General features: G+C 42.0%; 26 protein-coding genes. All 26 read right to left on the reverse strand.

Annotation, left to right across the window (positions count from 1 at the left end; genetic code table 11):
• Positions 1-64: 64 nt before the first annotated feature.
• The 26 genes from ACQV1I_RS23480 to ACQV1I_RS23605 all read right to left on the reverse strand — a co-directional run bounded on the left by ACQV1I_RS23480 (position 65) and on the right by ACQV1I_RS23605 (position 26212).
• Complete coding sequence (locus ACQV1I_RS23480; protein ID WP_116333618.1) at positions 65-2797, reverse strand: phosphodiester glycosidase family protein; 2733 nt, start codon at positions 2795-2797, stop codon at positions 65-67.
• Positions 2798-2956: 159 nt separating this feature from the next.
• Entirely contained in the window at positions 2957-4123 is a 1167-nt protein-coding gene (gene wecB, locus ACQV1I_RS23485) for a non-hydrolyzing UDP-N-acetylglucosamine 2-epimerase (protein WP_116333617.1), read from the reverse strand.
• 15 nt (positions 4124-4138) lie between these two features.
• Entirely contained in the window at positions 4139-4768 is a 630-nt protein-coding gene (upp, locus tag ACQV1I_RS23490; protein WP_018669732.1) for a uracil phosphoribosyltransferase, read from the reverse strand.
• Positions 4769-5060: 292 nt separating this feature from the next.
• Entirely contained in the window at positions 5061-6311 is a 1251-nt protein-coding gene (glyA, locus tag ACQV1I_RS23495) for a serine hydroxymethyltransferase (protein WP_094699882.1), read from the reverse strand.
• 73 nt (positions 6312-6384) lie between these two features.
• Positions 6385-6951: a TIGR01440 family protein gene (locus ACQV1I_RS23500; RefSeq protein WP_094699883.1), complete on the reverse strand. Its 567-nt coding sequence runs from the start codon at positions 6949-6951 to the stop codon at positions 6385-6387.
• A gap of 1 nt (position 6952) precedes the next feature.
• Entirely contained in the window at positions 6953-7408 is a 456-nt protein-coding gene (rpiB, locus tag ACQV1I_RS23505; protein ID WP_094699884.1) for a ribose 5-phosphate isomerase B, read from the reverse strand.
• 184 nt (positions 7409-7592) lie between these two features.
• A complete protein-coding gene (locus tag ACQV1I_RS23510) occupies positions 7593-8072 on the reverse strand; it encodes a low molecular weight protein arginine phosphatase (RefSeq protein ID WP_116333616.1) in 480 nt (159 codons plus the stop codon).
• Between the two features lie 31 nt (positions 8073-8103).
• Positions 8104-8664, reverse strand: coding sequence for a manganese efflux pump MntP (locus ACQV1I_RS23515; RefSeq protein WP_116333615.1), 561 nt, complete (start codon positions 8662-8664; stop codon positions 8104-8106).
• Positions 8665-8745: 81 nt separating this feature from the next.
• Complete coding sequence (locus tag ACQV1I_RS23520; RefSeq protein WP_116333614.1) at positions 8746-9825, reverse strand: L-threonylcarbamoyladenylate synthase; 1080 nt, start codon at positions 9823-9825, stop codon at positions 8746-8748.
• Positions 9826-10010: 185 nt separating this feature from the next.
• On the reverse strand, positions 10011-10778 hold the full coding sequence (gene spoIIR / locus ACQV1I_RS23525) for a stage II sporulation protein R (protein ID WP_116333613.1): 768 nt from the start codon (positions 10776-10778) through the stop codon (positions 10011-10013).
• 86 nt (positions 10779-10864) lie between these two features.
• Positions 10865-11764 carry a peptide chain release factor N(5)-glutamine methyltransferase gene (gene prmC, locus ACQV1I_RS23530; protein WP_116333612.1) on the reverse strand — a complete coding sequence of 300 codons (900 nt, stop codon included), beginning with the start codon at positions 11762-11764 and terminating at the stop codon, positions 10865-10867.
• Complete coding sequence (gene prfA, locus ACQV1I_RS23535) at positions 11751-12824, reverse strand: peptide chain release factor 1 (RefSeq protein WP_018669723.1); 1074 nt, start codon at positions 12822-12824, stop codon at positions 11751-11753. Before prfA ends, prmC begins: the two co-directional genes overlap by 14 nt.
• A gap of 177 nt (positions 12825-13001) precedes the next feature.
• On the reverse strand, positions 13002-13457 hold the full coding sequence (locus tag ACQV1I_RS23540) for a hypothetical protein (RefSeq protein WP_328207594.1): 456 nt from the start codon (positions 13455-13457) through the stop codon (positions 13002-13004).
• An 83-nt stretch (positions 13458-13540) separates the two neighbouring features.
• Positions 13541-14149, reverse strand: a complete 609-nt coding sequence (locus tag ACQV1I_RS23545; protein ID WP_094699953.1) for a thymidine kinase — start codon at positions 14147-14149, stop codon at positions 13541-13543.
• Between the two features lie 191 nt (positions 14150-14340).
• A complete protein-coding gene (gene rpmE, locus ACQV1I_RS23550) occupies positions 14341-14541 on the reverse strand; it encodes a 50S ribosomal protein L31 (RefSeq protein ID WP_018669720.1) in 201 nt (66 codons plus the stop codon).
• Positions 14542-14662: 121 nt separating this feature from the next.
• The gene (locus ACQV1I_RS23555) at positions 14663-15928 is read right to left on the reverse strand and encodes a radical SAM protein (protein WP_116333611.1); all 1266 of its coding nucleotides are present in this window, start codon (positions 15926-15928) and stop codon (positions 14663-14665) included.
• 71 nt (positions 15929-15999) lie between these two features.
• Entirely contained in the window at positions 16000-16902 is a 903-nt protein-coding gene (locus tag ACQV1I_RS23560; protein WP_104031392.1) for a M23 family metallopeptidase, read from the reverse strand.
• 66 nt (positions 16903-16968) lie between these two features.
• A complete protein-coding gene (gene rho / locus ACQV1I_RS23565; protein ID WP_094699892.1) occupies positions 16969-18261 on the reverse strand; it encodes a transcription termination factor Rho in 1293 nt (430 codons plus the stop codon).
• A 54-nt stretch (positions 18262-18315) separates the two neighbouring features.
• Entirely contained in the window at positions 18316-19278 is a 963-nt protein-coding gene (gene glpX / locus ACQV1I_RS23570; RefSeq protein WP_094699893.1) for a class II fructose-bisphosphatase, read from the reverse strand.
• Positions 19279-19292: 14 nt separating this feature from the next.
• A complete protein-coding gene (locus ACQV1I_RS23575) occupies positions 19293-20564 on the reverse strand; it encodes a UDP-N-acetylglucosamine 1-carboxyvinyltransferase (protein ID WP_094699894.1) in 1272 nt (423 codons plus the stop codon).
• A gap of 206 nt (positions 20565-20770) precedes the next feature.
• A complete protein-coding gene (gene fsa / locus ACQV1I_RS23580) occupies positions 20771-21415 on the reverse strand; it encodes a fructose-6-phosphate aldolase (protein WP_018669714.1) in 645 nt (214 codons plus the stop codon).
• A gap of 15 nt (positions 21416-21430) precedes the next feature.
• Complete coding sequence (gene fba, locus ACQV1I_RS23585; RefSeq protein ID WP_018669713.1) at positions 21431-22285, reverse strand: class II fructose-1,6-bisphosphate aldolase; 855 nt, start codon at positions 22283-22285, stop codon at positions 21431-21433.
• A gap of 98 nt (positions 22286-22383) precedes the next feature.
• Positions 22384-22749: a response regulator gene (locus tag ACQV1I_RS23590; protein ID WP_003334216.1), complete on the reverse strand. Its 366-nt coding sequence runs from the start codon at positions 22747-22749 to the stop codon at positions 22384-22386.
• 279 nt (positions 22750-23028) lie between these two features.
• The gene (locus ACQV1I_RS23595; RefSeq protein ID WP_018669711.1) at positions 23029-24630 is read right to left on the reverse strand and encodes a CTP synthase; all 1602 of its coding nucleotides are present in this window, start codon (positions 24628-24630) and stop codon (positions 23029-23031) included.
• Between the two features lie 235 nt (positions 24631-24865).
• Complete coding sequence (gene rpoE / locus ACQV1I_RS23600) at positions 24866-25429, reverse strand: DNA-directed RNA polymerase subunit delta (protein ID WP_116333610.1); 564 nt, start codon at positions 25427-25429, stop codon at positions 24866-24868.
• Positions 25430-25582: 153 nt separating this feature from the next.
• Complete coding sequence (locus ACQV1I_RS23605) at positions 25583-26212, reverse strand: DsbA family oxidoreductase (protein WP_161555064.1); 630 nt, start codon at positions 26210-26212, stop codon at positions 25583-25585.
• Between the last annotated feature and the right edge of the window lie 135 nt (positions 26213-26347).

Below are 26347 nucleotides of genomic sequence, written 5' to 3' on the forward strand. Positions count from 1 at the left end.
GCATCCTACAGTTTGATAAAAAAAGCCGTCTTTGCAGATAGCAAAAGACGGCTAAACCCTTGCTTTATCGTTGAATTAAACGGTATAAGGCTGCAACACAAACAGCGCGTGTGGTTGGGCTATCAGGTTTAAAATTTCCTTGAATTGGATCAATTAACCCTAAACCTACTATATTAGCAACAGGAGTTGATGCCCACGAAGGAATTTGCTTTTGATCCTTCAGCTGCACCTTAGGCGTAGCTGATTGCTGTAGAATCCGATCCAGAATGATGGCCGCTTCCGCTCGTGTTACAGGCTGATCTGGACGGAAGGTATTGTCCTTATATCCTTTCACCAATTCCATGGATACCGCTACTTGTACCGCACCCTGAGCATACGAAGGAACCTTATCCTTGAAGCTCAATTTAGGTTGAGTCGGTAGCTCCCAATTAAACACCCTAGCTAGTAGCGAAACATATTGAGCACGTGTTAAAGCGACGTCTGGACCAAATTTATTAGCAGAAAGTCCTTTCACAAAATCCTGTTCAGCCATATATAGAATCTCTTTTTTATACGGATGATTGACAATATCGCTAAACTGTTGACCGTATGGCACCAACAATGTTGCATCGTCCATGTAGATACTTCCTTTTTCTGGACGCGATTCAGTACCTTCAGGCAAATTAGCTAGATATATACTTTTCAGTTGCAAAGGATAAGCTGCATTTGATGGGAAATAGCCTCTAAGCTGTTTCCAACCGGTCCAGTCTATTTCCTTGGCAAGATCCACATAATGTGTTTTACCCTTGCTATCAATTACTTCAGCACGAAGCCAGTGATTACTGTTATCTCCATAGACCCATAATCCCATACCAATTGGTTGTCCAGGAATCGCTATAGGTGCGGCACCCATTTTTCCATAAGCAAAGCGAGTATTGGCAGATGATGCCCCACTGAAATCATATGTTAATTTAGCAGATTTACCAGAACCATGTACTTGTTCACTTTGGAGCAAGAAGGAACCTTTCGAAGTCAGAACCTCTGGATTTCCTGCAAATGAAATACCGGCAATATTATCAAAATTGATCCATTGCTGCTCAGTAGCCCCTACTGTAATTGGTACCGAAGTGGTTTTACCGTCGTAAGATACAGTCAAGGTAGCTTGTCCGGTTTGTTCTCCTGCAACCAATTGCATTTGTTCATTAATGTGTACAAGTTCATTGCTAACAGACGTTTTTACAGATAATGGTGTTGCTGTGACCAACTGTCCTTTTTTCGTTTTGATTTTTATATCAAGTGGCAATGTTTGGCCTGGCATTACTGTAAGCGGAGATGGCGAGACCATCACCTGCTCTACCTCAGCACCACTAACGACATGAATATTTTTCTTTGTTTGAATTCCATTTACACTAGCTGTAACAACAGAAGTGCCTGATTGACGTGCAATAAATGAGGTTCCTTCAAATGATCCAGAATCCCCTTCTACACCCCAAGAAATCTGATTGGCATCAATTTTATAAGGTAAATAGTGGTTATCGTATGCTTTGGTTCCAAACTGAATAGCTTGTCCAATTAGCGTTTCAGTAGGTCCCGTTAATTGGAAACCGGCTAAATCTCCAGCAGGTGCTGTATTAAATACACCCAATCCCGTTGGAACTCGACGCTCTACACCCTGCATAGGGCGATTAGCTAGTTTAGCTTCTGTCTCCCCCAGCATGCGAACTGCTAATGTTTGTGAACCACCACCATCAAAGTTAGCTGCCATATAAGAACCTGCTTCAACCATTATCTGGGCAAACTCTACCAGTGTTACCCCACGGCTGGCGCTACCTTGTTCCACACTTACAATGTATAGTGTCTTACCGTCCTTAGAGACTCCAACACCAGTTCGAGCTGTTTTACCCATAACTGCACTATCGGCGGAAATGCTAGCGACTTTCCCCTGATTGACTAGCAAAGCATGACCACCTACTGCCTGGACCCACTCTTTGGAATTGGGAGTAGTTTGTGAATTTACAGTCACTGAAGAGCCGACTGGAAACTCTTGTTGTAGAAATTGAGCGGCAGTTCCGTGTCCCCATAAAACAAAGCCATCAGCAGGAATCGCTGCCCCAGGTTGATCCACACGGACCTCAGTAGCTATGCCATTTCGAAAAACTACCTCTACCACACCTTTATAGCCTTTAATTGTACCTAAGCTAGTCTTCCCAAAAGCAGGTGTATACATATTAAGCTGATTCTCATGGCTTTTGCCTGCTGTAGAAGAGTATTCCTCCTTATTAATTCCACGCAGGTTCATATTTTTACCATTTTGAGAGGTGACGAGTCCCGTGAACCCAAATCGTTCAATGGACGCTATCTTATCAGCAGTAATCCCTAAGCTGTAGTAATACGGTAAATGCCCCATTGAGGAAATTGTTTCTCCATCTTTTACAACAATTCCGAATGGTGCGCCACGTAGAGACATATTGAAGAAGTCAGCATTGACACCAGCAATTGCTCCTGCTTCATTCGTCATTTTAGTGATAGATTGTTTTTCTGTTACATGCCCATTTGTTCCATAAATGGGCTTCACTTCTACGTATTCATTATTCAGATCCACTTTCGTTATGTAGATTTTGCTCTTTTGGTCACCATAAGCCTTTTCATAATGCGTTAAGATTGTACCTTCCCCAATTGGCGTTTGCCAAACCATTTTTAACGGTCCCACTGTCGCAGCTTCTACTACATAGGCAGGTAGCACGACAGGAAAAATTGCCCCGTATGCCACAGTTGTAGCCAGCATTAACGCCAGAAACCGAGCTGGCCTCTTATTCATTTTGTTGAAACCCCTCTCCATTGGCTAAACTTTCTCTTTTTTCCTATCCATTACAATGTTTAGACGTAGCAAATCGCTCACAAGTTGCAGTTTTTTAGCGTTTTTTATTTACTGCAAAAGGAAAAGAGACGTTCCTGAAAAACGCCTCTTTTCTATGCTTTATTTAGATAATAACTTCTCTTGACTTGGTTGAAAAGAGACTGGGCGATCAGAAGTGTATCCGAAATGGTACAAGATTGCTTTCACAATTCTTTCTGACGCCTTTCCATCTCCATATGGATTAGCTGCCTGAGCCATTTGTTCATAAGCTACTGGATTGGTTAACAATTCATTCGCCATATCATATACCTGTTGCTCATCTGTGCCTGCCAATTTCAACGTACCAGCCACGATGCCTTCTGGACGTTCTGTGGTATCGCGCAAGACAAGTACTGGTACTCCAAGAGAAGGAGCTTCTTCTTGTACTCCACCCGAGTCAGTCAAAATTAAGTGAGCGTGACGAGCAAAATTGTGGAAATCAAACGCATCTAATGGATCCATTAGGTGAATACGATCATGATTACCCAAGAACTCCTGAGCCACTTCCTGCACCGCTGGGTTTAGATGCACCGGATAAACCACGGCAATCTCTTCATGCTCATCTACCAATTTGCGAACCGCTCGGAAGATACGGCGCATTGGGTCACCTAGATTTTCACGACGATGGGCTGTCATCAATACCATCTTTTTGCCTACTACCTTATCTAGCACAGGATGCTGATAGTCAGACTTCACGGTTGTCTGTAGTGCATCAATCGCTGTATTCCCTGTAACATAGATTGATTGCTCTTGCTTATTCTCACGACGTAAATTATCAGCCGAACCTTCTGTTGGTGCAAAATGAAGATCAGCCATAACTCCTGTCAATTGGCGATTCATCTCTTCCGGGAATGGAGAATACTTGTCCCACGTGCGAAGTCCAGCTTCAACATGTCCAATCACTACTTGGTTATAAAAGGAAGCCAGGCTTGCAACGAAGGTTGTAGAGGTGTCTCCATGTACGAGTACGATATCTGGTTGTGCTTCTTTGATCGCTTTATCTAAGCTTTCTAATGCGCGGGTTGTGATGTCGATCAAAGTTTGACGATCCTTCATAATATTTAAATCCATGTCAGGCGTGATCTGGAAAATCTCCAGAACTTGGTCCAACATTTGTCGATGTTGAGCTGTAACGCATACGATAGATTCAATCTGTTCGTTATGTTTTTTTAACTCATGAACAAGTGGAGCCATCTTAATCGCTTCCGGTCTTGTCCCGAATACCGTCATTACTTTTATCTTTTTCATCAAACAAGACACCCCCTATTTCGTTCCGTATAAACGGTCACCGGCATCTCCTAATCCAGGAATAATATAGCCGTGATCGTCCAGATATTCATCTACTTTCGCTACGAAGATATCTACGTCAGGATGTTCGTCTTGGATTACCTTAATTCCTTCTGGAGCAGCGATCAAACACATTAATTTGAGGTTCTTAGCACCACGTTTTTTCAGAGCTTCAATAGCAGCCACAGCAGAACCGCCTGTTGCTAGCATAGGATCAATGACAATCAATTCGCGCTCAGCAACATCGGTTGGTAATTTTACATAGTATTCTACTGGTTGCAGCGTTTCGGGATCACGATACAGCCCTACATGTCCTACTTTTGCGGCAGGAATTAATTTCAGTACGCCATCAACCATACCTAATCCAGCACGCAAAATTGGTACTAGCCCTACTTTTTTACCTGCAATTACGTTGGATTTACAAGTTGCTACTGGTGTTTGGATTTCTACTTCTTCCAAAGGCATATCTCTGGTAATTTCATATGCCATGAGAGTTGCTACTTCATCTACTAACTCACGGAATTCTTTTGTTCCTGTATTTTTATCACGAATAAACGTCAACTTATGCTGAATCAAAGGATGGTCAAATACATATACACGGCTCATGCTAGTACCTCCGTTTCATTATTAGCAAACACATTATGTACACGAAGCCCATGGCTCCTTGAAATAAGCTTTTCTTATCATAAAGGAGCAAAGCTATAACGTCAATTTGCCTGAAAATATTGACTTATATCTTATATGAATATCGTGCGTTTACTTCCCTTCGCTAGTTTTCCCCCGCCTATATTGAAATATAAATAGGAAGAAACACACAGAAAAACAGGCCCTCTCCTCGTAAGGTAGGTGGACCTGTTTGTTATTTATGACCCTTTACGAGAATTGTTTACGTAAAGACTTAGATAGACAAGCCTTCATACAGCGGGAACTTCTTGCTCAGTGCGGCAACACGTTCACGAGCCTCTGCATGCTTAGCTTCGTCCTCTGGATTCTTCAGAGTCAAAGCAATGATGCTCGCTACTTCTTTCATTGCCTCTTCATCGAACCCACGACTAGTGACAGCTGGCGTACCCATACGCACACCGCTTGTTACAAACGGGCTAGCTGGATCAAATGGAATTGTATTTTTATTTGTCGTAATACCTACTTCATCAAGAAGATGTTCGGCTACTTTACCTGTAAGCTCTAGATTTCGTACGTCTACTAATACAAGATGATTATCCGTACCATCAGACACCAGCTGTAAACCTTCTGCCTGTAATGCCGCAGCAAAAGCACGAGCATTGTTTACAACACGTTGAGAGTATTCTTTGAATTCAGGTTGCAGTGCTTCACCGAATGATACGGCTTTCGCTGCAATGATATGCATCAATGGACCGCCCTGTACCCCTGGGAATACAGATTTGTCGATTGCTTTGGCAAACTCTTCTTTGCAAAGAATCAAACCACCGCGTGGACCGCGCAATGTTTTATGGGTAGTAGATGTAACAAAATGAGCATGAGGCACTGGATTTTGATGTAAGCCTGCTGCAACAAGACCAGCGATATGCGCCATATCAACCATGAGGTATGCTCCAACTTCATCAGCAATTTCACGGAATTTAGCAAAATCAATCTCACGCGGATATGCACTTGCGCCAGCTACGATCATTTTTGGTTTATGTTCTAATGCTTTTGCTCGAACGATCTCATAGTTAATGAGATGTGTCTTTTCATCTACACCATATTCAACAAAGTTATAGAGAGTACCTGAGAAGTTAACGCTGCTACCATGTGTTAAATGTCCACCATGAGACAAGTTCATGCCCAAGACAGTATCTCCTGGTTGTAAAATGGTAAAATAAACAGCCATGTTAGCTTGAGCGCCAGAATGCGGCTGTACGTTGGCATGTTCTGCACCGAAAATTTCCTTTACTCGATCACGTGCGATGTTTTCTGCAATATCAACATATTCACAACCGCCATAGTAACGGCGACCTGGGTAACCTTCTGCATACTTGTTAGTAAGTACAGTCCCCATCGCCTCCATCACGGCACGACTCACAAAGTTTTCTGATGCAATTAGCTCAATCTTGTCACGCTGGCGACCTAATTCCAAACGAATAGCTTCTGTAATTTGTGGATCTTTTTCTTTTAAAATATCGAACATAATTTTATCCCTCCCTGGTTATCTACACTTCTATTTCAATTCACCATTGAATGTCAACCCAAGTTGTTTTTCTCTAGGTACAAGTCAATTGATCAATACGTTCATAAACCGCTCGTGCTCCACCAATCATCTTTGGTCGTGTATAGGCTGCTGTTAGATGAGCCTCCCCTACTTGTTTGCGACTAAGTCTAACCGGAACTACCACATGTTTAAGATGCATACCAATGAAGGTATCGCCAATATCAAGGCCAGCATCTGCTTTGATATGTTCTACAACAGCTGGCATCTTCATTTGCTGATAGGCATAGGCTGCCATAGAACCTCCTGCGCGTGGTACTGGAATAACACTTACTTCTTCAAGTCCATATTGTCTTATAGTAGAACGTTCTACAACAAGTGCACGATTCAAATGCTCACAACATTGAAAAGCAAGCTGAAAGCCTACTTCCTGCTGAGCTTCTGCAATCCCCATCCAAATAGCACTAGCCACTTGCTCGCTACCGGACTTACCAATATGCTGACCAATCACTTCGCTCGTACTGCAACCGATCACCAGAAGCTGGTCAGCTTGCAGCTTTGCTACTTTGACTAATTCCAGCACACAATCCTTGATCTCTTGCTGAAGACGAGCAAATTCCACCTTACTTCACTCCCGAATATTTAGCCTCAATATCCATCACTTTCTTAACGCGATTCTCATGGCGGCCACCTTCAAAATCAGTTCCCAGCCAAATTTTCACAATATCAAGAGCTAGGCCAGGTCCAATTACTCGCTCTCCCATAGCTAGCATATTCGTATCATTATGCTCGCGGGTTGCTTTTGCAGAGAACGTATCATGAACTAATGCACAACGAATTCCACGTACCTTATTAGCCGCAATGGACATACCAATACCTGTCCCACATACTAAAATACCTCTGTCAAACTCTCCAGAAGCTACTTTTTCCGCAACAGGTAAGGCATAGTCTGGGTAATCAACAGAGGTCTCGCAATTACAACCAAAATCTTCGAACGTAATCTGCATTGATGTTAAAAGCTTTTTGATCTCTTCTTTTAGACGTAATCCGCCATGATCGGCTGCTAATGCTACTTTCATTGTGCAATCCCTCACTTTTGTCGTCATATGATGTATTATACATGATTATCCTAACGAAATACAGTATAGAAACAAGCAAAAAGCTCGTTTTACCAACAAAACACAAACATTAATTAAAAATAAAAAATAATCGTTCGGATTTTAAATAAATAAGGTCCTGGGAACGTTCCAGCACCTTTTTAACTCATTCCATATCCTGACGATACTCTTTATTCTTCTCATTTACATTCTTCTGTAGTTTTTCTCGTACAGCCTGTAAATCCTCTTCTAATTCCTTCGCTGTAGCACGATACATCTCTAAGGTTCCACCGTAAGGATCTGTTATATCGCCTTGTTGACCATACGCATACTCTTTTAGTGAGTATACCTTTTCTGTTGCTTTAGGAAAATGACTCAAAATCGCTATTTTATGTCCTTGCGTCATTGTAATGATTAGGTCAGCCTGATTTATTTGGTCATTCGTAATCTGTTTAGAAAAATGCTCATGTGCTAGTCCTTTTTCCTCTAACACCTGTTGGGCATGCAAGGAAGCCGGTTGTCCCTCAAATACAGCAACTCCTGCTGAGGCAATTTCCATTTGTAAATCCTTTACTTGTTCACGGAAAAGAACTTCTGCCATAGGACTCCTGCAAGTATTGCCCGTACAGACAAATAAAATTCGCATGTTATGGTGCCCCCTTTTTTGACCACACGATTTACAAAATAAATTTTAAACCAAAAATCAGCAGTATGACACCGCCAATAATTTCACTATATTCACCCAGCCAGCCTCCGACGCTTCTCCCTAGTAGCAGACCAGCAGAAGCCATCATACCTCCAATGATACCAAACAAGCTAACTGCCAGCCATTTGTTTACTGCCATTAAACCAAGCGAAAAGCCTACTGATAAGGCATCCAGACTGACACTAAAGGCAAACAGAATCAGTCCAAGCCCTGATGTTTTAATTATACTCCCCTCATTTTCTCCAAAAAAGACGCTCCATAACATATGTACGCCAAGGAGAATCAAGATACCGCCCCCAATGAAAATAGCGATATCTCCTACTATATCAGAGAGATAGGTACCGATCGCAATACCTAACAGAGGCATTGCAACATGAAAACATCCAATCATAATGCTGATGTTCACAATTTTACGCAATCGAAGACCCACCATACCAAGCCCAATACCCAGTGAGAACGCATCCATTCCCAACGCGATCGCAATTAGCAGTAATGTTAGAAATTGTCCCCAAAGAAATACTGTAGCTTCCACACTCTCCCCCCCTGTCTTTTTCACCTTATGCGGACAGGGGGATAAAAATTCTTTTTCTCTACAGGTTGTACCTCTAGATGTTTAAGCCTTTATAATTCGATGGGAAGCTGCTTTTTCTAAACGATTCATCACAGCTAGCCCCAGACCCTCACGTGGATATGTTTCCGCCAAAATAAACTGAATCTGTTCCTCATCAAATCGACGTAGGTCTGTATACAGCTCCTGAGCTACTTCCTCCAATGATGCCAACGAACCACATTGAAGTGTTAAATCCACGAGAGTATGATTGTCCCAGCCATCCAGATGTTCTCTGGGTACCATAACTCCTGTTGTTAATCCTTGTTCTTTCGCTTCTATTAAAAGCTCCAGCATTTTCGCTCTCACTTTGTCCTCTTGACCTGACACTAACCATAAATCTCCTTTTGGAGCATAATGCTTATATTTCATTCCGGGCGAAATTGGTTGTTCCTTTTCTTCTGTTAGGAATGCCGGATCAATTTCTACCTCTCCGATTACACGCCGAATCTGCTCTACTGTAATACCACCTGGACGATGAATCATCGGAGGTTCCACTGTCATGTCTATTGTCGTAGATTCCACGCCTACACCTGTACTCCCTCCGTCCACAATCCCTGTAATTCTTCCCTCTAAATCCTCCAGGACATGCTGAGCTGTAGTAGGGCTGGGACGACCAGAACGGTTTGCGCTTGGTGCTGCTATTGGAACATGCGCCTGTTTAATTAATTCTAAAGCAACAGGATGATCTGGCATGCGTACTCCAACTGTAGATAATCCGGCCGTTACTTTGGAGGCAATTCCTGCTCTCTTGGGTAAAAACATAGTAAGTGGACCTGGCCAAAATGCCTCCATCAGCTGTCTTGCTTTCACAGGGATGTCAGTGGCCACAGCGTCTAGTTGTGATTTTTCACCAATATGGACGATCAGTGGATTATCACTCGGCCTACCCTTAGCAACGAAGATTTTTTCCACAGCCTCATCAGATAAAGCGTTCGCTCCTAACCCATAAACCGTTTCGGTAGGAAACGCAACAAGCTCTCCTGATTCGACAAGTTTTGCTGCATCCACAAGATGTGCACAACTTTTTTGGTCTTCCACATTCTTATCCACAACCCAAACCTTTGTCAGTATATTCTGTTCCATCCGATAAACCCTTTCTTTTTCGTTATTCGTGCTCGCTTTGCTTCCATAGTATATGTTTTTCCAAAAAAGTTTTCAACAGGCTGTGGGTAACCTGTGGATAAAACTATTGATTTTTGTGACTTTTCTATTAAAAAAAGCCTATCCAAATGGGACAGGCTGGAGGGGGAGCAATGTTATTTCCCAGCTTAAAACCAGGAGCGAAGTTTGTCCCATATAAAGGAGCGTACTTCCACTTTAGAAGCTTGGTCATTAGGTACAATAGCTGCTGTATCAATATTCTCTGCCATCTCTTCCCGTACAATACCTGTTTCTTTTTCATTATAATTATCAGAATTTTCTATGTTTAATTGCGGTTGCAAATCTCTATTTCCCATAGTACTTTGTGCAGATTCTACCACTTGTATTTCTTCCTCCACAGTACCCGACAAGTTATCCACAGCGTCATCCCTTTTGGCAATCCCATCCCCATTAGACAAATCAATAAAGCATAATGGGGGAAATAATACACACCACCAATTTTGTCCTTCTGCTTTACCAATGCGTACACGCAGGGCTTCATAATCACCCGCTGGATAAATGTATGAACCGTATTGCTTGGTAGGAAATTCAACTCGTCCGAAATATACCTCTGCCGGATAGGAATAGCCTCGTTCAGCGATTGTTTTATCCACAATTTTTTTTATTTCATTCATATGATCAGCTACAAGTAGACGCGCTTGGTCATAACTATGAATCTCTTTTATCCATTTGTTCATTTCTGCAATAATCGCATCACGCACTTCACGTTTCAGCCATTGATCCTCCATGGAATCACTGTTTGCTAAAATACGCAGGCGAATAGATTCTTGTGGAATCGGACCATTGCTATGTATATTTGCCGATGCTATTTGCCCTTCCCAACTCATTAACGCGACCGCTAAACCAAATAAGATAAAAAAGAACCGTTTCATCATAACCAACTCTCCCCTCATATACTGTCTCTCTAGCAAACAGTATGGACAAAAAGAGCTCGTGATAAACCCGGTTCTTTATACTATTTTTAATTGTGTAGTCGATAGCCAACAATAATCCGATCTATTCCCGCCAAATCAGGATAAATGAATACTTCATCAACGGCGCCTGATTCCTTCATAAGTTGAGCTACTGCCTCTGCCTGATAGATTCCTACTTCAAAAGCCACCAGTGCAGTCGCTGCCAACAATCGTGGTAATGCTTCACAGATTCTACGATAGAAAATATAGCCGTCTGTTCCTCCATCAAGAGCTAAACGTGGTTCATAGCCAAGAACTTCCTTGTCCAATTCGTCCACATCAGTACTTGGAATATAGGGTGGGTTAGACACTAAGATGTCTACACGCTCGCCCATGTCGAGGATTGGCTCAACTAAATCACCTTGTATAAAACGAACTCTTTCTGCTACATCTAATCGCTCAGCATTCTTCTTGGCAATCGCTATAGCGTCCAAAGAAATATCTACAGTCGCTAGTTGCCAATTCGGTTTTTCCGCTGCCAGCGTTAGCGTGATTGCCCCACTGCCCGTCCCAAAATCCACAACAGATAAAGGCTGCTCTGCACTCCAAATTCGTTGGGAATGCAAGAGGACCTGTTCAATTAATAACTCTGTTTCTGGACGCGGAATCAGTACACCTGGCGCTACAATAAAATCACGCCCATAAAAATTTTGTTCACCCAAGATGTACTGAATAGGTTCATGAGCAGCTCTTCGTTCAAGTAACACTCGAATAGAAGCTATCTCCTCATCCTTAATCGGGTCAGGCATAGATGCTAAGAAATTCGCCCGATTCATTCTGAGCACATGACGAATAATTAATTCAGCTTCAAACCGTGGATCTTTCGTACCGGCTTCTCCTAAAAAGGAAGAAGCCCAGAGCAGGGCTTCTCTCACATTATTCATTGAATTCATCTTATGCGCTGGCATCGTTTTTCATTAGCTCCGTTTGCTCGTGCATAATGAGATTATCAATGATTTCATCCATATCTCCATCTAGAATATTTTCCAGACGATGTAGCGTTAAACCAATGCGGTGATCAGTTACGCGGCTTTGTGGGAAGTTATAGGTACGAATACGTTCACTACGGTCACCAGTACCCACTAAGGATTTACGGTTCGCATCAATTTCAGCATTCGCTTGTTGGCGATAGAAATCAGACAAACGAGCACGCAGAATTTTTAATGCTTTATCCTTATTGGAATGCTGAGACTTTTCATCCTGACAAGATACCATGATACCAGTCGGTAGGTGAGTAACACGCACCGCTGATTTCGTAGTATTAACAGACTGTCCACCCGCACCACTGGAACAGAACGTGTCAATCCGAATATCTTTATCACTAATTTCAACGTCTACTTCTTCAACCTCAGGTAATACAAGAACTGTAGCTGTGGACGTATGAATACGACCGCCAGACTCTGTAGACGGAATGCGCTGTACACGATGTGCCCCGCTCTCAAATTTAAGTTTGCTATAAGCACCTCTGCCATTCACAGCAAACACGACCTCTTTAAATCCACCAATATCTGTTTCATTCGCTTCCATTACGTCGATTTTGAACCCATGACGCTCTGCAAAACGAGTGTACATTCGATATAAGCTTGAAGCAAATAAAGCTGCTTCATCTCCACCTGCTGCACCACGAATTTCAACAATAACGTTTTTATCATCGTTCGGGTCTTTAGGCAATAGTAAGATTTTCAGACGATTTTCCAGCTCTTCCTTACTTTTGGACAGTTCAGCGATCTCCATCTTAACCATCTCACGCATCTCATCGTCCAATTTTTCTTCAAACATAGCCTTAGAATCATCAAGTTGAGTAAGAACAGATTTATATTCACGGTACGCGGTGACCATATCTTCCAAAGAAGATTGTTCTTTGGAGAGCTCACGTAGCTTTTTTGTATCACTAATTACGTCGGGGTCACACAAAAGGTTTGTAACTTCTTCGTAACGCTCTTCAACAGCAGATAGGCGTTTAAACATAGCTTCTCACCCCATTTTTCCCAATTTCCTGTAAGCTTTTTATATACAAGCTATAAATCAATGCATAACATCAAAATTATAGTAGATTTCGCTTTGAAAGTCAAAGGATTTGCCTATCACCTCTATACATCACAGAAAGAAAAACTCGGCTTACTTACCGAGTTTTTTACACCTTCACTATGAATGATATCCATCGTAGGAAGTTACATGAAAATCGTAGCGCCCACTCTTTTTATGCAAGGCATCTATGACATGATGCTCAATCTTTCGAGCTTCTGCAGCCGTCACGTTCCGCTTGAGATCAAGTGTGACATACACATCTTTTTCTCGGATCGTGATACGCGCATTTTCTACACCTTGAACCCTCTTCGCTTCTTGTTCCATTTCCTGAAGCAATTGGGAGGTTGTTTTTTTTTCACCCATAGCCTTATACGGCTTTTGCCCTTTTGGAACCTGCTGTAGCTTCTGTTGTTGTCGCATCGATTGGTTAATAGGCTGCTTTTTTTCCTGCTGTTGTACTTTAGGCTGAGAAGATGAAGCACACCCACCTATCACCACCCCTAGAACAACACAACTCACAATCAAGCTTTTACTTAAGAATAGGCTTGTACCATTTTTGCTTTCTTTTATCAAAAAAGCCACCTCCCGCTTTGCCTAGTGTGTGCAAGCACTCCCACACCCATGCAAAAAAAGAGATAGCTCTCTCTATTACGTTGTTACTTACAATTGTTGAAATCAACAGGCAAGGTTTTTGGAAGCCCAGGTGGCTGATAGTAGTGTCTACGACAAACACTACTATAGGTTTCTTCTCCACCTATTTGAATCGTTTCCCCTGTGTAAACCGGTTTACCTTGCTGGAATTTTAGAATATGTGTCGCTTTTTTATTACAGAAAACACATACTGTTTTAATTTCCTCAATCTTATCAGCTTCACAGAGCAAAGCTTGACTCCCAGGAAATAATTGATTTTTAAAGTCTTTTAAAAGTCCGTACACGATAACAGGAATATTTAATTCATCGACAATTCTCGCCAATTGCCTTACATGTTCTTCCGATAAAAACTGCCCCTCATCTACTAATACACAATGAGGTTGCTCTTGCTCTTCATTTACAACCCGATACAGATCAGTGGTATTCTGAATCGGAAATGCCTCTCGTGAAATCCCGACTCTGGACGCTACCATCCCTACACCATAACGGTCATCAATTTCCGGTGTGAATACCATTACCTTCTTACCGGATTGTTCATAGTTATGTGCTACTGTTAGCAATTGAATAGACTTGGATGCGTTCATTGCACCATATCGAAAATACAATTGAGCCACTCCGCATTCTCCCTCTGTCGCCATTCTTTTCTTCGTTTCCGTTCCAAGCAACTGTAACATCATATCACTTTATGGGAGGATCGCCAATGGAGAGATATAGTCAAGGCACCTCTTACGAACAAAAAAAGCTCTATCATAACAACAAGCCCAGGTAGAATGACTTCCACCTGGGCTTTGTTTTTTTCCTATAATTAGGAAAGATTGTATTTGCGTTTGAAACGATCTACACGGCCGCCAGCATCGATAAACTTTTGTTTACCAGTGTAAAACGGATGGCAAGCGGAGCAAACCTCTACGCGAAGGACATCTTTTACAGAGCCGGATTCGAACTCATTGCCACATGCGCAAGTTACTTTAACCGTTTTGTAGTTTGGATGAATACCTTGTTTCATCTCTATGCACCTCTTTCCGCCCTGAATCGTTTGCCGAATCAGAGTTATATAAACATATAAATGAATAGTATCACGTCTATGTGTCTATTGCAACCATACTGACTTGATTGGAAACAAAAGTCTAATTGCTATTTTTCTGCCTGCGTTGATGCCGAGGAGGCACATGTGTAAACGATCCAATCACCACATCAGGTAATTCCTGTTGATAGATTTCAATCGCCTGCTTCATGCCAAATATTTCTCCTTGGGCCTTTGGAATCATGTCTAAATAGCTTTCTGGATCAATATTTAGATTGCGCAATTGAATTAACTTAATACCTGTCCGCTTGATAAATTCAATCATTGCTTCCATCTCCTCTTCCCGATCAAATACACCTGGGAAGCACAGATAGTTAATGGATGTGTAGACACCCTGACTCGTAGCATACTCAGCCGAGCGAGCCACATTTTCTAGCGTATAGCCGCGCGGACGATAATAAGCATTGTAATGCTCCTCAATTGCGCTGATTGTACTAATTCGCATGAGATCAAGACCTGCATCAACAATTCCTCTAATATGATCAGTTAATCCAGCATTTGTATTAATATTGATGTAGCCCATGTTCGTACGTTCACGAACGCGTCGCATTGCAGGAATAATAATCGAAGCCATAGTAGATGGCTCCCCTTCACACCCTTGTCCAAAACTAATAATGCTTTCTGGGGTTTGTAGGTGATGCAACATTACCTCTACCAGCTCGTCCTCCGTCGGTTTAAAGTTCATACGGGTCTGAGGAGAAGGGAAGCCACTATCATCTGGTTGCTCCGAGATACAGCCATAGCAACCAGCATTACAGGTTTTAGATACTGGTAAGCTACCTTCCCAACGGTGGAAAAAGTTGTTGGATGCGGTTAAACACTCATATTCTAGCGCACAGTGAGACAAATGCTGCAAAATTCTATTTTCTGGAAATTGCTTGAGAGTAGCATCTACCTTGCCACGCAACTCTTCCATTGGAAAATTATCTGGATTCCAATTATGTGGTTCATCACTTTTTCGAGCAGCCACCCAAAAAGCATCGTCTTTCCAAACGACTGCTGTGTAACCAAATAAAGGAAATTTACTTTCTTTGTTTGTTTTGATGTAACCAGGAAGTAATAAGCGTGTAAAACCTTGTGGGATCAACGCTCCTACCGAAGTATACCCATCTAGCTTAGTCATTTTACCGGTGTTCTCATCCATTCCGACCGGAACCGTATCAGGCAAACTAACCAATGTAGAGCCCTCTGGTAGAGGAATCAATTCTTCCTCTAGTATCTCGGTTAGGATGTCGCCATTTCTGGCAATCGCCAGAACAGCATGATGGTCATACACCTGGCCTTTTTTATCTGCATACACCAAATACATGAATTACATCCGCCTCTCTTTTCTGCTGGTGACAATTGTAGCGTATACAGAGAGCATTGTAAACGTGGAGACTACTTCCGTAAATAGCGCATAGGATTTAGAGGAATGTCATCCTGCCTTACTTCAAAATGAAGGTGGTAGTCAGTAGAATCCCCCGTTTTCCCCATAAAGCCAAGCACATCTCCTTGATGCACATATTGCCCAGCTACAACATTAATTTTGCGCATGTGCGCATAAAAGGTTTGTAATCCATTACCATGATCCAACACTACCATTCGTCCATATCCACTACGAATTGCCCCAGCCTCTACTACAAATCCCTCTTTTGCTGCCATAATAGGCGTATTACCTCGCCGTTCATTCCATAGATCTACTCCTTTATGCATTTTACCCCATCGTGATCCAAAATCACTTGTTACAGTCGGTGCTGGAATCGGCCACTCCATCACACGATTTAGATTTATGCTTCTACTAGCTACCTGTGCCATTTGTCTTCGCATTTCAACCGTTCCTGCTAATGCAGATTCACTAGCTTCTACTGGTATCGTTAAACGCTGTCCCTGATAAAGACAATCTGGGATCGCCTTGAGCAAAGGATTGCGATTTATAATCTCTTCTTTAGATACTTGATATCTGTTAGCAATGCGTTCTAACGACTCACCAGCTTCTACTGTGTGGGTCATCTCCTTTTTACCGATCACTAGCTTCATCCCAATTCCAACCATATTAGGATTCCTCAGTTTATTATCCTGAATCAACTGCTGTAGCGTAATTCCATATTGTTCCGATATACGCGAGAGCGTGTCCCCTTTTTGAACGGTGTACGAAGTGATGGCACGCTTGCTTTTAGCTTTATTGACCTCAATAGATGAGTACGGATTAAACACCTCAAACAGAGTTTGTTCCACGACGGCTTGTTTTGCTTCCCCACTACTTTTCCACTCAGTAATAAGCGTTGGGTGATTGGCATCCATCCGGGTAACCTCCCCTCATGTGCATATGACTATCCTATGCGCCAATCTAAAAAAAATGACGGGGGATTAACCCGCCGTCGTCGATGTTGTATATGTTTTACCTTTTGATGTCTTTGAAGCGCTGATGCTATCAAGGCCTTGTAAAAATTCCTCGTTCGTTTTAGAATCGCCTAATTTTTTCAAGAAAGTTTCCACAAAATCATGACTTTCGCTCATGTTCTTACGAATTAACCACAGCTTATCCAATTCTTCTTTGGATAAAAGCATTTCTTCCCGACGTGTACCAGATCGTCTAATATCGATAGCTGGGAATATTCGGCGCTCTGCTAATTTACGATCCAAATGCAATTCCATATTGCCTGTCCCTTTAAACTCTTCATAAATAACGTCGTCCATACGTGACCCAGTTTCCACCAAAGCAGTAGCCAAAATTGTTAAGCTACCACCCTCTTCAACATTACGAGCCGAACCGAAGAATCTTTTCGGGCGATGGAAGGCTGCAGGATCAATACCACCAGACAGCGTACGGCCACTTGGAGGAATTACCAAGTTATAGGCACGGGCCAAACGGGTAATGGAATCTAAGAGAATGACAACATCCTTCTTATGCTCTACTAAGCGTTTTGCTCGTTCCAAAACCAGTTCTGCAACTTTAATGTGGTTCTCCGGTACCTCGTCAAAGGTAGAAGCAATAACCTCACCTTTAACAGAGCGTTGCATATCTGTTACTTCCTCTGGACGCTCATCAATAAGTAAAACAAATAGATGAATATCTGGGTTATTAGCAGAAATGCTATTAGCAATTTCCTTTAGCAACATCGTCTTACCAGCCTTAGGTGGCGCTACAATCAATCCACGCTGTCCCAGACCAACAGGTGCTATCATATCCATCAACCGAACAGAAAGCTTAGTAGGTGACGTTTCCAACGCAAGTCTTTCTTGAGGATACAGCGGTGTTAAGGCGGGGAAATGCAGTCTTTCGGATGCCATCTCAGGGTCTTGACCGTTAACAGCTTCTACTTGCAATAATCCGAAGTAACGTTCTGTTTCTTTCGGCGCTCTCGCTTTTCCTGATACTAAATCTCCATTCCTTAAATCAAAACGTCGAATTTGGGACTGGGAAATATAAATATCTTCGGGGCTAGGTAAATAATTGATAGGTCGAAGGAAACCAAACCCTTCCGGTAAGATTTCCAACACACCTTCCATAAACATAAGCCCATCTCGCTCAGCCTGAGCTCGTAATATGGCAAAGATTAATTCTTTCTTCTTAAGTTGTGAGTAATAAGGAATTTGAAAGTCTTTTGCCAACTTATACAAATCGGTTAATTTCTTTTCTTCTAATTCTGATAAAAGCACGTATTATTCCACCACTCTTTGCACTTTCTACTATTATTATTTCCTAAAAATTACCTATAATACTAAGCCAGGTTTCTTTTCTAAGCGGTGGTTACCTTCAATGAAACGAATCGTTCCGGTCTTGGCCCTCATTACCACAGAATGTGTTGTCGCTCTCATTCCCTGAAAACGAACACCTCGTAGCAATTCTCCATCCGTAACACCCGTAGCTGCAAAAATGGCATCGTCTCCTTTAACCAACTGATCCATATGCAAAACCTGGTACGGGTTAGTTAGGCCCATCTTCAAACATCGTTGCAATTCTTCATCATTCTGAGGCAATAACTTGCCCTGAATTTCTCCACCTAAACATTTTAGAGCTACCGCTGCTAAAACCCCTTCAGGAGCTCCTCCTGATCCAAAAAGAATATCCACACCTGTATCAGGAAAGGCAGTATTAATCGCTGCCGCTACATCTCCATCAGGAATTAATTTTATACGCGCTCCAGCTGCACGAATCTCTTCAATAATGCGACTGTGCCGATCCCTATCTAGCACACAGGCAACCAGATCGCTCATATCTTTTCCATTAGCTAAAGCGACTGCTTTTAAATTATCACGTATTGGAGCATCAATGTCTACTTTCCCTACTGCATTGGGGCCTACCGCAATTTTTTCCATGTACATGTCAGGTGCATGCAATAAATTGCCTCTATCAGCAATCGCAATGACAGAGATAGCATTCCATGTACCTTTGGCTACTATGTTAGTACCCTCAAGTGGATCAACTGCAACATCTACAAAAGGTGGCACTCCCTGACCTAATTTTTCCCCAATGTAGAGCATAGGCGCTTCATCCATTTCGCCTTCCCCTATTACTACAACACCATCCATGGGTATATTTTCAAATTCAGATCGCATCGCTTGCGTTGCTGCCCCATCTGCTTCGTCCTTTTTACCCGTACCCATCCATCTTGCGGAAGCCAAAGCGGCCGCTTCCGTTACACGAACCAATTCAAGTGTGAGACTGCGCTCCATCTCGATTGTCCTCCTCATTTTTGTTCGGCTTCATGCAGCTTTTCTCGCGTAACTCTGGCACCAAGATTTTGAAGTTTTTGTACCAGATTTTCATAACCTCTGTCGATATGTTCAAGTCCCTCAACTTCTGTAGTTCCTTGTGCAAGTAAGCCTGCTATTACTAAAGCTGCTCCCGCTCGTAAATCAGAAGCTACTACCTTTGCGCCCATCAATTTAGAGGGTCCCTCCAACACAGCGGATCGCCCTTCAATTTTTAGTGTTGCTCCCATGCGCCTCAATTCGTCTGCATGCCGGAACCTAGCACTATATATATTATCAGTGACAATACTTGTTCCTTTTGATTGTGTTAACAATGTGGTCATAGGTTGTTGTAAGTCAGTAGGAAATCCAGGATATGGACTTGTTTTAATGTCGACTGCACGATAATTTTTATGTCCGATGACCCGGATTGTATCGTCACCTTCGATTATTTCCACACCTATTTCACGAAGTTTGGCCGAAACGGGTTCCATGTGCTTCGAAATAACATTTTCTAACGTCACATCTCCACCGGTTGCAGCAGCAGCAATCATATACGTTCCGGCTTCGATACGGTCTGGTATTATAGTATGTCGGCAACCGCGCAATTTGTCTACACCTTGAATACGAATTACATCTGTTCCCGCACCAGATATCTTAGCACCCATATTGTTTAATAATGTTGCTACGTCTACAATCTCTGGTTCATGTGCAGCGTTTTCAATTGTTGTGATTCCTTCCGCATAGACCGCAGCCAACATGATGTTAATAGTAGCGCCTACACTAACCAAATCCATATAAATACGTGCGCCCTTCAAACGCTCCGCACGAATAATCATAACACCTTTTCGATTTTCAACAACCGCACCAAGGGCTTCAAAACCTTTTATATGCAAATCAACCGGTCTTGGTCCTAAATCACAGCCACCTGGCAATCCAATTTGAGCTTCTTTAAACTTGCCAAGCAGTGCACCCCATAAATAATAAGAAGCACGTAATTTTTTTACCTTACCATTCGGCATAAATGTTTCTGAGATAGAACGTCCATCAACTTCTATCCAATCATCCTCAAACAAAACATCTGCCCCCATCTCCCGAAGGAGCTCTACATATACTTCCACATCCTCAATATGTGGCAAATTCTCAATGACAACAGGTCCGTCAGCGAGAATCGCAGCGGGAATTAACGCAACAGCACTATTCTTTGCACCGCTAATCCCTACTTTTCCACACAATGGGATTCCACCCTGTATTAGCAATTTATCCATACATTTAATCTCCCTAAATGATGTTCTTGCACCTATTCAGAATATACCCTCTATTGCAGATAGTCTAGTCCTTCATGTTTTGCAGGCTGTAAATCAACCTTATTATCATTACATGTTTAATGGGCAAAAAGAGAAAACGAGGATAGCAGAGGTCATTAAGGTAAAGAAGCACCTTCTCCACTGGAAAAGGTGCTCTTCGGTTTAAATTACTTTTGCATATTTTCCCAATCGGCAAGGAATTTCTCAATCCCACTGCTAGTTAAAGGATGCTGCAAGAGTTGTTTAAATACTTTATGAGGAATGGTGGCAATATCCGCCCCAAGCTTTGCAGCCTCCGTCACATGTAAAGGATGACGAATACTTGCTGCAATAATTTCCGTTTCTATGTCATGGACAGCAAAGATTTCTGTGATGTCTGCGATGAGTTGCATGCCGTCGTAGCCAATATCATCCAGTCTGCCAAGGAACGGAGATACATAAGTAGCCCCTGCTCTTGCAGCCATCAATGCTTGGTTCGCGTTAAAAACTAATGTTACATTGGTTTTAATTTTGCGTTTTGAGAAAATCTTTACAGCTTTTAGCCCTTCTTCTGTCATCGGCACCTTAATGACGATGTTTTTGGATAGACTAGCCAGTTTTTCTCCTTCTTCGATCATACCTTTTGCATCAATGCTAATAACTTCTGCACTGATAGGACCATCTACAATATCAAGAATCTCTTTTAATGTTTCGATGAAATCGCGGCCTTCCTTGGCTACTAGAGATGGATTGGTGGTTACGCCAGAAACGACTCCCCACTCATGAATCTCTCGAATTTCATCAACATTCGCTGTGTCTATGAAGAAACGCATGGGTACCCTCCTGAATTAGACGCGGTTATTACTTCCGAACAAACGAATTTTCTCGATAACAGTTTGCTTGATTGCCTCACGAGCAGGACCCATGTATTTACGAGGATCGATTTCGTTAGGTTTTTCAGCTAGTACTTTACGGATTGCAGCTGTGCAAGCAACTTGGTTTTCAGTGTTTACGTTGATTTTACCAGCACCGTGCAAGATAGCTTGACGGATCGCTTCGTCTGGTACACCAGATCCACCATGCAATACGATTGGAGCGCCGATGTTTTTCACTACTTTTTCGATAATATCGAAATGGATTTTTGGTTCACCTTTGTACATACCATGAGCAGTACCTACAGCAATAGCTAGGTAGTCAACTTTAGTCTCTTCCCAGAAACGAATAGCTTCTTCTGGTTTTGCCAAGCTAGCATCTTCTTCAGCTACTTGTAGATCGTCTTCTACTCCGCCAATTGTACCTAGCTCACCCTCAACAGATACTCCTACAGCATGGGCAGCTTCTACAACTTGTTTAGTCAAACGGATGTTATCTTCGAAGGAATGGTGAGAACCATCGAACATAACAGAAGAGAATCCAGCTTGGATACATTTCATAACAACATCAAAGTTGCTACCATGATCCAAGTGTAGCGCAATTGGTACGCCAGCAGTTTTTGCAGCGGCTTTAGCCATTGCTACTGTATACTCAATACCCATATAACGCATAGCACCTTCGGAAACTCCAAAGATTACAGGGGATTTCTCCTCCATAGCTGCTTCGGTAATCGCTTGCGTAAATTCTAGGTTGTTCAAATTGAATTGTCCAACAGCATACTTATTTTTCTTTGCGTCCTCAATAAAGGCGGTCATAGGTACTAATTGCATTTCGGTATGTCCTCCTAATCCTAACTCTCTGTATTTCACTACTTACAATACGGGGTTATTATACCACAACGACGCCTTTATTAACAGAGAACTTGTGACTAACTGACTAATTGTTGATTGACTACACAGCGTAATTCATCAATATCAAAAGGTTTGGTAAAATGAGTAAGCGCTCCCAGTTGCGTTGCTTCCTTAATCATATCTAGTTCACCATACGCAGTCATCATAATTACTTTAATATCTTTGTTTATCTTTTTAATGTGTTTTAAAATTTCTATGCCGTCCATTCCGGGAATCTTCATATCTAAAATGACGAGATCTGGAGACTCATTTTCGACGATTTCGAGTGCCTGTTTGCCGTTAGCCGCCTGGAAAGTGCAGTATCCTTCCTTACCCAACACCTCATATAGTAGGATGCGGATGCCGTACTGGTCATCCACGACTAGTACCTTCTTGTCCTGCATATTGCTTCCCCCTCGTTCCTTTGCTTCTAATTACTAAAATACGCCTTGACGGCCGGAAATCCTGCCACATTCTATCTTTATTTTTCCAGTAGATTGTAGCAAGCTTCTGAATTACATAATTTTCCCATAATTCCCTTTACTTTTAACATTGCTCACGGCTTTGATTAATGAAATCTCTTTCCTTGTTACAACAAGCTTCACGGCTCGTAACAAAAACAGGCTGTCGAGAAATTCGACAGCCTGTGGCTATTTCTAAGATACTGCTATACTTATGTTTTGTTATTGATGAGAAAGCAAGGCAGCTTTCACAAACTCACGGAATAATGGTTGAGGACGGTTCGGACGAGAAGTAAATTCCGGATGGAACTGAGCAGCTAAGAACCATGGATGCTCCTTCAGCTCAACCATCTCTACTAATTTACCGTCTGGCGTTGTACCGGAAATAACCAAACCTGCTTTTTCCAGTTGATCACGGTATTCATTATTTACTTCATAACGATGGCGGTGACGTTCATAAATCAACGTGCTACCATAAGCTTGCGCTGCCATTGTACCTTCTTTTGCTTTTGTTGGTCCAAGGCCAAGACGCATTGTACCACCTTTATCTTCAATATCCTTCTGTTCTGGCAATAGATCAATAACAGGATAGCTAGTGGAAGGATCAATTTCTGAGCTGTTCGCACCAGTTAGATGTAGCATATGACGAGCATATTCAATAACTGCTACTTGCATCCCTAGGCAAATCCCAAAGAATGGTATCTTATTCTCACGGGCGAAGCGAGTTGCAGTGATCTTTCCTTCAATTCCACGATCTCCAAAACCACCTGGAACTAAAATACCATGAACGTCTCCCAAAACTTCAGCTACATTTTCATCTGTAACCTCTTCAGAATTAACCCATTTAATTTCAATATCGGTATCATTAGCAAATCCAGCGTGATAAAGTGCTTCAGCTACTGACAGATACGCATCATGTAGCTCAACATATTTACCCACAATCGCAATGCGAGTATTATGATGTAAGCTTTTTACTTGTTCCACAAGTGCACTCCACTCGGTCATATCAGCCTGAGGGCAAGACAAACCAAAGTGTTTGCATACATAATCATCCAAACCTTGCTCTTGTAGCATTAGTGGTACTTCATACAACGTATCTGCATCACGACATTCAATTACGGCATTTTTATCAATATCGCAGAATAGAGCAAGCTTGTCCTTCATATCTTGAGAGAGCGGCTGTTCTGTTCTCGTTACGATCACATTTGGCTGAATTCCCAAGCTACGCAATTCTTTTACACTATGCTGCGTTGGCTTTGTCTTCATTTCACCGGCTGCACGAATGTACGGAATCAGTGTTACGTGGATATACATGACGTTGGAGACGCCTACATCGCTCTTGATTTGACGAATCGCTTCAAGGAAAGGTAAGCTCTCAATGTCCCCTACTGTACCACCAATTTCAGTGATAACAACATCGGCATTCGTTTCACGACCAGCACGGAATACACGCTCTTTAATTTCATTGGTGATATGTGGAATAACTTGTACAGTACCACCCAAGTAATCCCCACGACGTTCTTTACTAATAACACTAGAATAAATCTTACCGGTTGTTACATTAGAATTAGCACTCAGGTTAATATCAATAAAACGCTCATAGTGGCCAAGATCCAAATCGGTTTCTGCACCATCATCAGTTACAAATACCTCACCATGTTGAAATGGACTCATTGTTCCTGGGTCAACATTTATATATGGATCAAATTTTTGAATAGTAACCTTGCATCCTCTGTTTTTAAGCAACCGTCCTAGTGAAGCAGCTGTAATCCCTTTACCTAGCGAGGAAACGACCCCACCTGTAACAAATATATACTTCGCCATATCGCCTACGTCCCCTCTTTTCCCTTATTTCAACATTTTTGATGAACAGTTATTAAGTAGGGTGCTACAAAAAGAAAAAACAAAAGCGGGGTCCTATCTCAACATCTCTGCTGAATAGGGGCGCTTTTGTTTGTTATTCTTTCATATATGACAAATCTTCATGTGAAGCCCAAAAAGTATTTTATAATGGGCAGAAATGAAAGTCAAGGATAAAGTCGTGAAAGTCGATAGTTGCTTACTTATCAGACTCCTGATCTTCTTCCTCTTCTCCCTCGGTTTCTTCGTCTTCTTCAAAAAGATCCTCGTCCTCTAGATCTTCATCTTCTTCATCGATGTCTTCGATCTCATCATCAGAATCAACCTCTTCTTCATCAACAAAGTCTTCTTCTTCCTCTTCTTCCTCTTCAAACAGGGAGATATCATCTTCCTCTTCAAAGACTTCAGCAACATCATCATCTTCCATATCGAAGTCTTCAAAGTCGTCAACAACAGCAGCTTTTTTCTTTTTAACTCCGCCTTCTTGGCTTTCTTCAACTGCTTCCGTTGCGTACCAGCGTTTTAATCCCCATGTATTCTCACCGATACATACAAAACGACCATCGATATTTACTTCTGTATACACTTGAGCAATGACAGCCATCAATTGCTCTTCTGTCAGTTTACGCAAGATAGCAATTTCGTTCATTAGTTCACGGAAATTATAAGGCCGGTTTGTTTCTCTTAGAATTTCATAAGCGATATCAACCATCGCCATCTCTTGCAACTTCTCTTCATTATATTGCTGAAGTAATTTACTCAAGCAAGGCACGTCCTTTCAAACAAAACTTGGCTATCATACAGTATTCCCTATTTTATCCGAAAATGCAAGTGATTCAAACCCTACAAAAAGAAAAGCTTTTTTCATCTACATATCTCTACATTTACGCACGCATTCCTGATAAAATGTTTCGCACTACGATTCATCACACGTTACCTTCTTAAGAGCCTGCAAAAAGGTTGGAATCGTTTGGGCTCCGGTCACGATTAGACTGTGATTTATCACAAAAAATGGAACGGCCTTTACTTCATATTGTTCTGCTAATTCATAGTCTGATTGTAGATAGATTGCCATCCTACCACTCTGTAATTTTTCCTCAACCTCGTGTTTATCTAATCCAAAGATGTCAGCAATTTGTAATATAACTTCTATGTTTCCAATATCTAAACCTTCTTCAAAATATGCGCGCTGTAGGGTCTGTAGCATACTTGTTTGTTGAGCAAGCGGGGTCAGTTTTAAGAGAGAATGAGCTAGGTCGGGATGAGCGTGTATCTTTATTTGGTCAAAGCAAAAATGCAAGCCGATTTCCTGTCCCATAGCTGTTACGTATTCTAAGGCTTTACCTACTTGCTCTTTTCCCCCTAGCAGACGTTCCATATTTGCTCGAAAGGGTACCCCTTCATTTGGTAAATAAGGATCAATAGTAAAGGCATGATAGTGAAGGGTTACTTCCTCTGCTTGCCACTCTTGGAGAGCACCCAGCAAAGAAGCAATACCTATGCGGCACCAAGGGCAAACAATGTCCTGAAAAATATGTATGTGCACACGGAAACTTCCCCTTTCTCGACTGTAAAGCTCTAATTCCTTCCAATTTAATTCGACGACGCCCTTCCAGAATGATATTGTCGTAAAATACTAAATCGATGAAAGCAATAGAAATACCCCAGAAGAAATAGTAAC

Origin of the sequence: Brevibacillus sp. JB24b, from assembly GCF_051713385.1 — a bacterium.
Taxonomy (GTDB): domain Bacteria; phylum Bacillota; class Bacilli; order Brevibacillales; family Brevibacillaceae; genus Brevibacillus_B; species Brevibacillus_B laterosporus.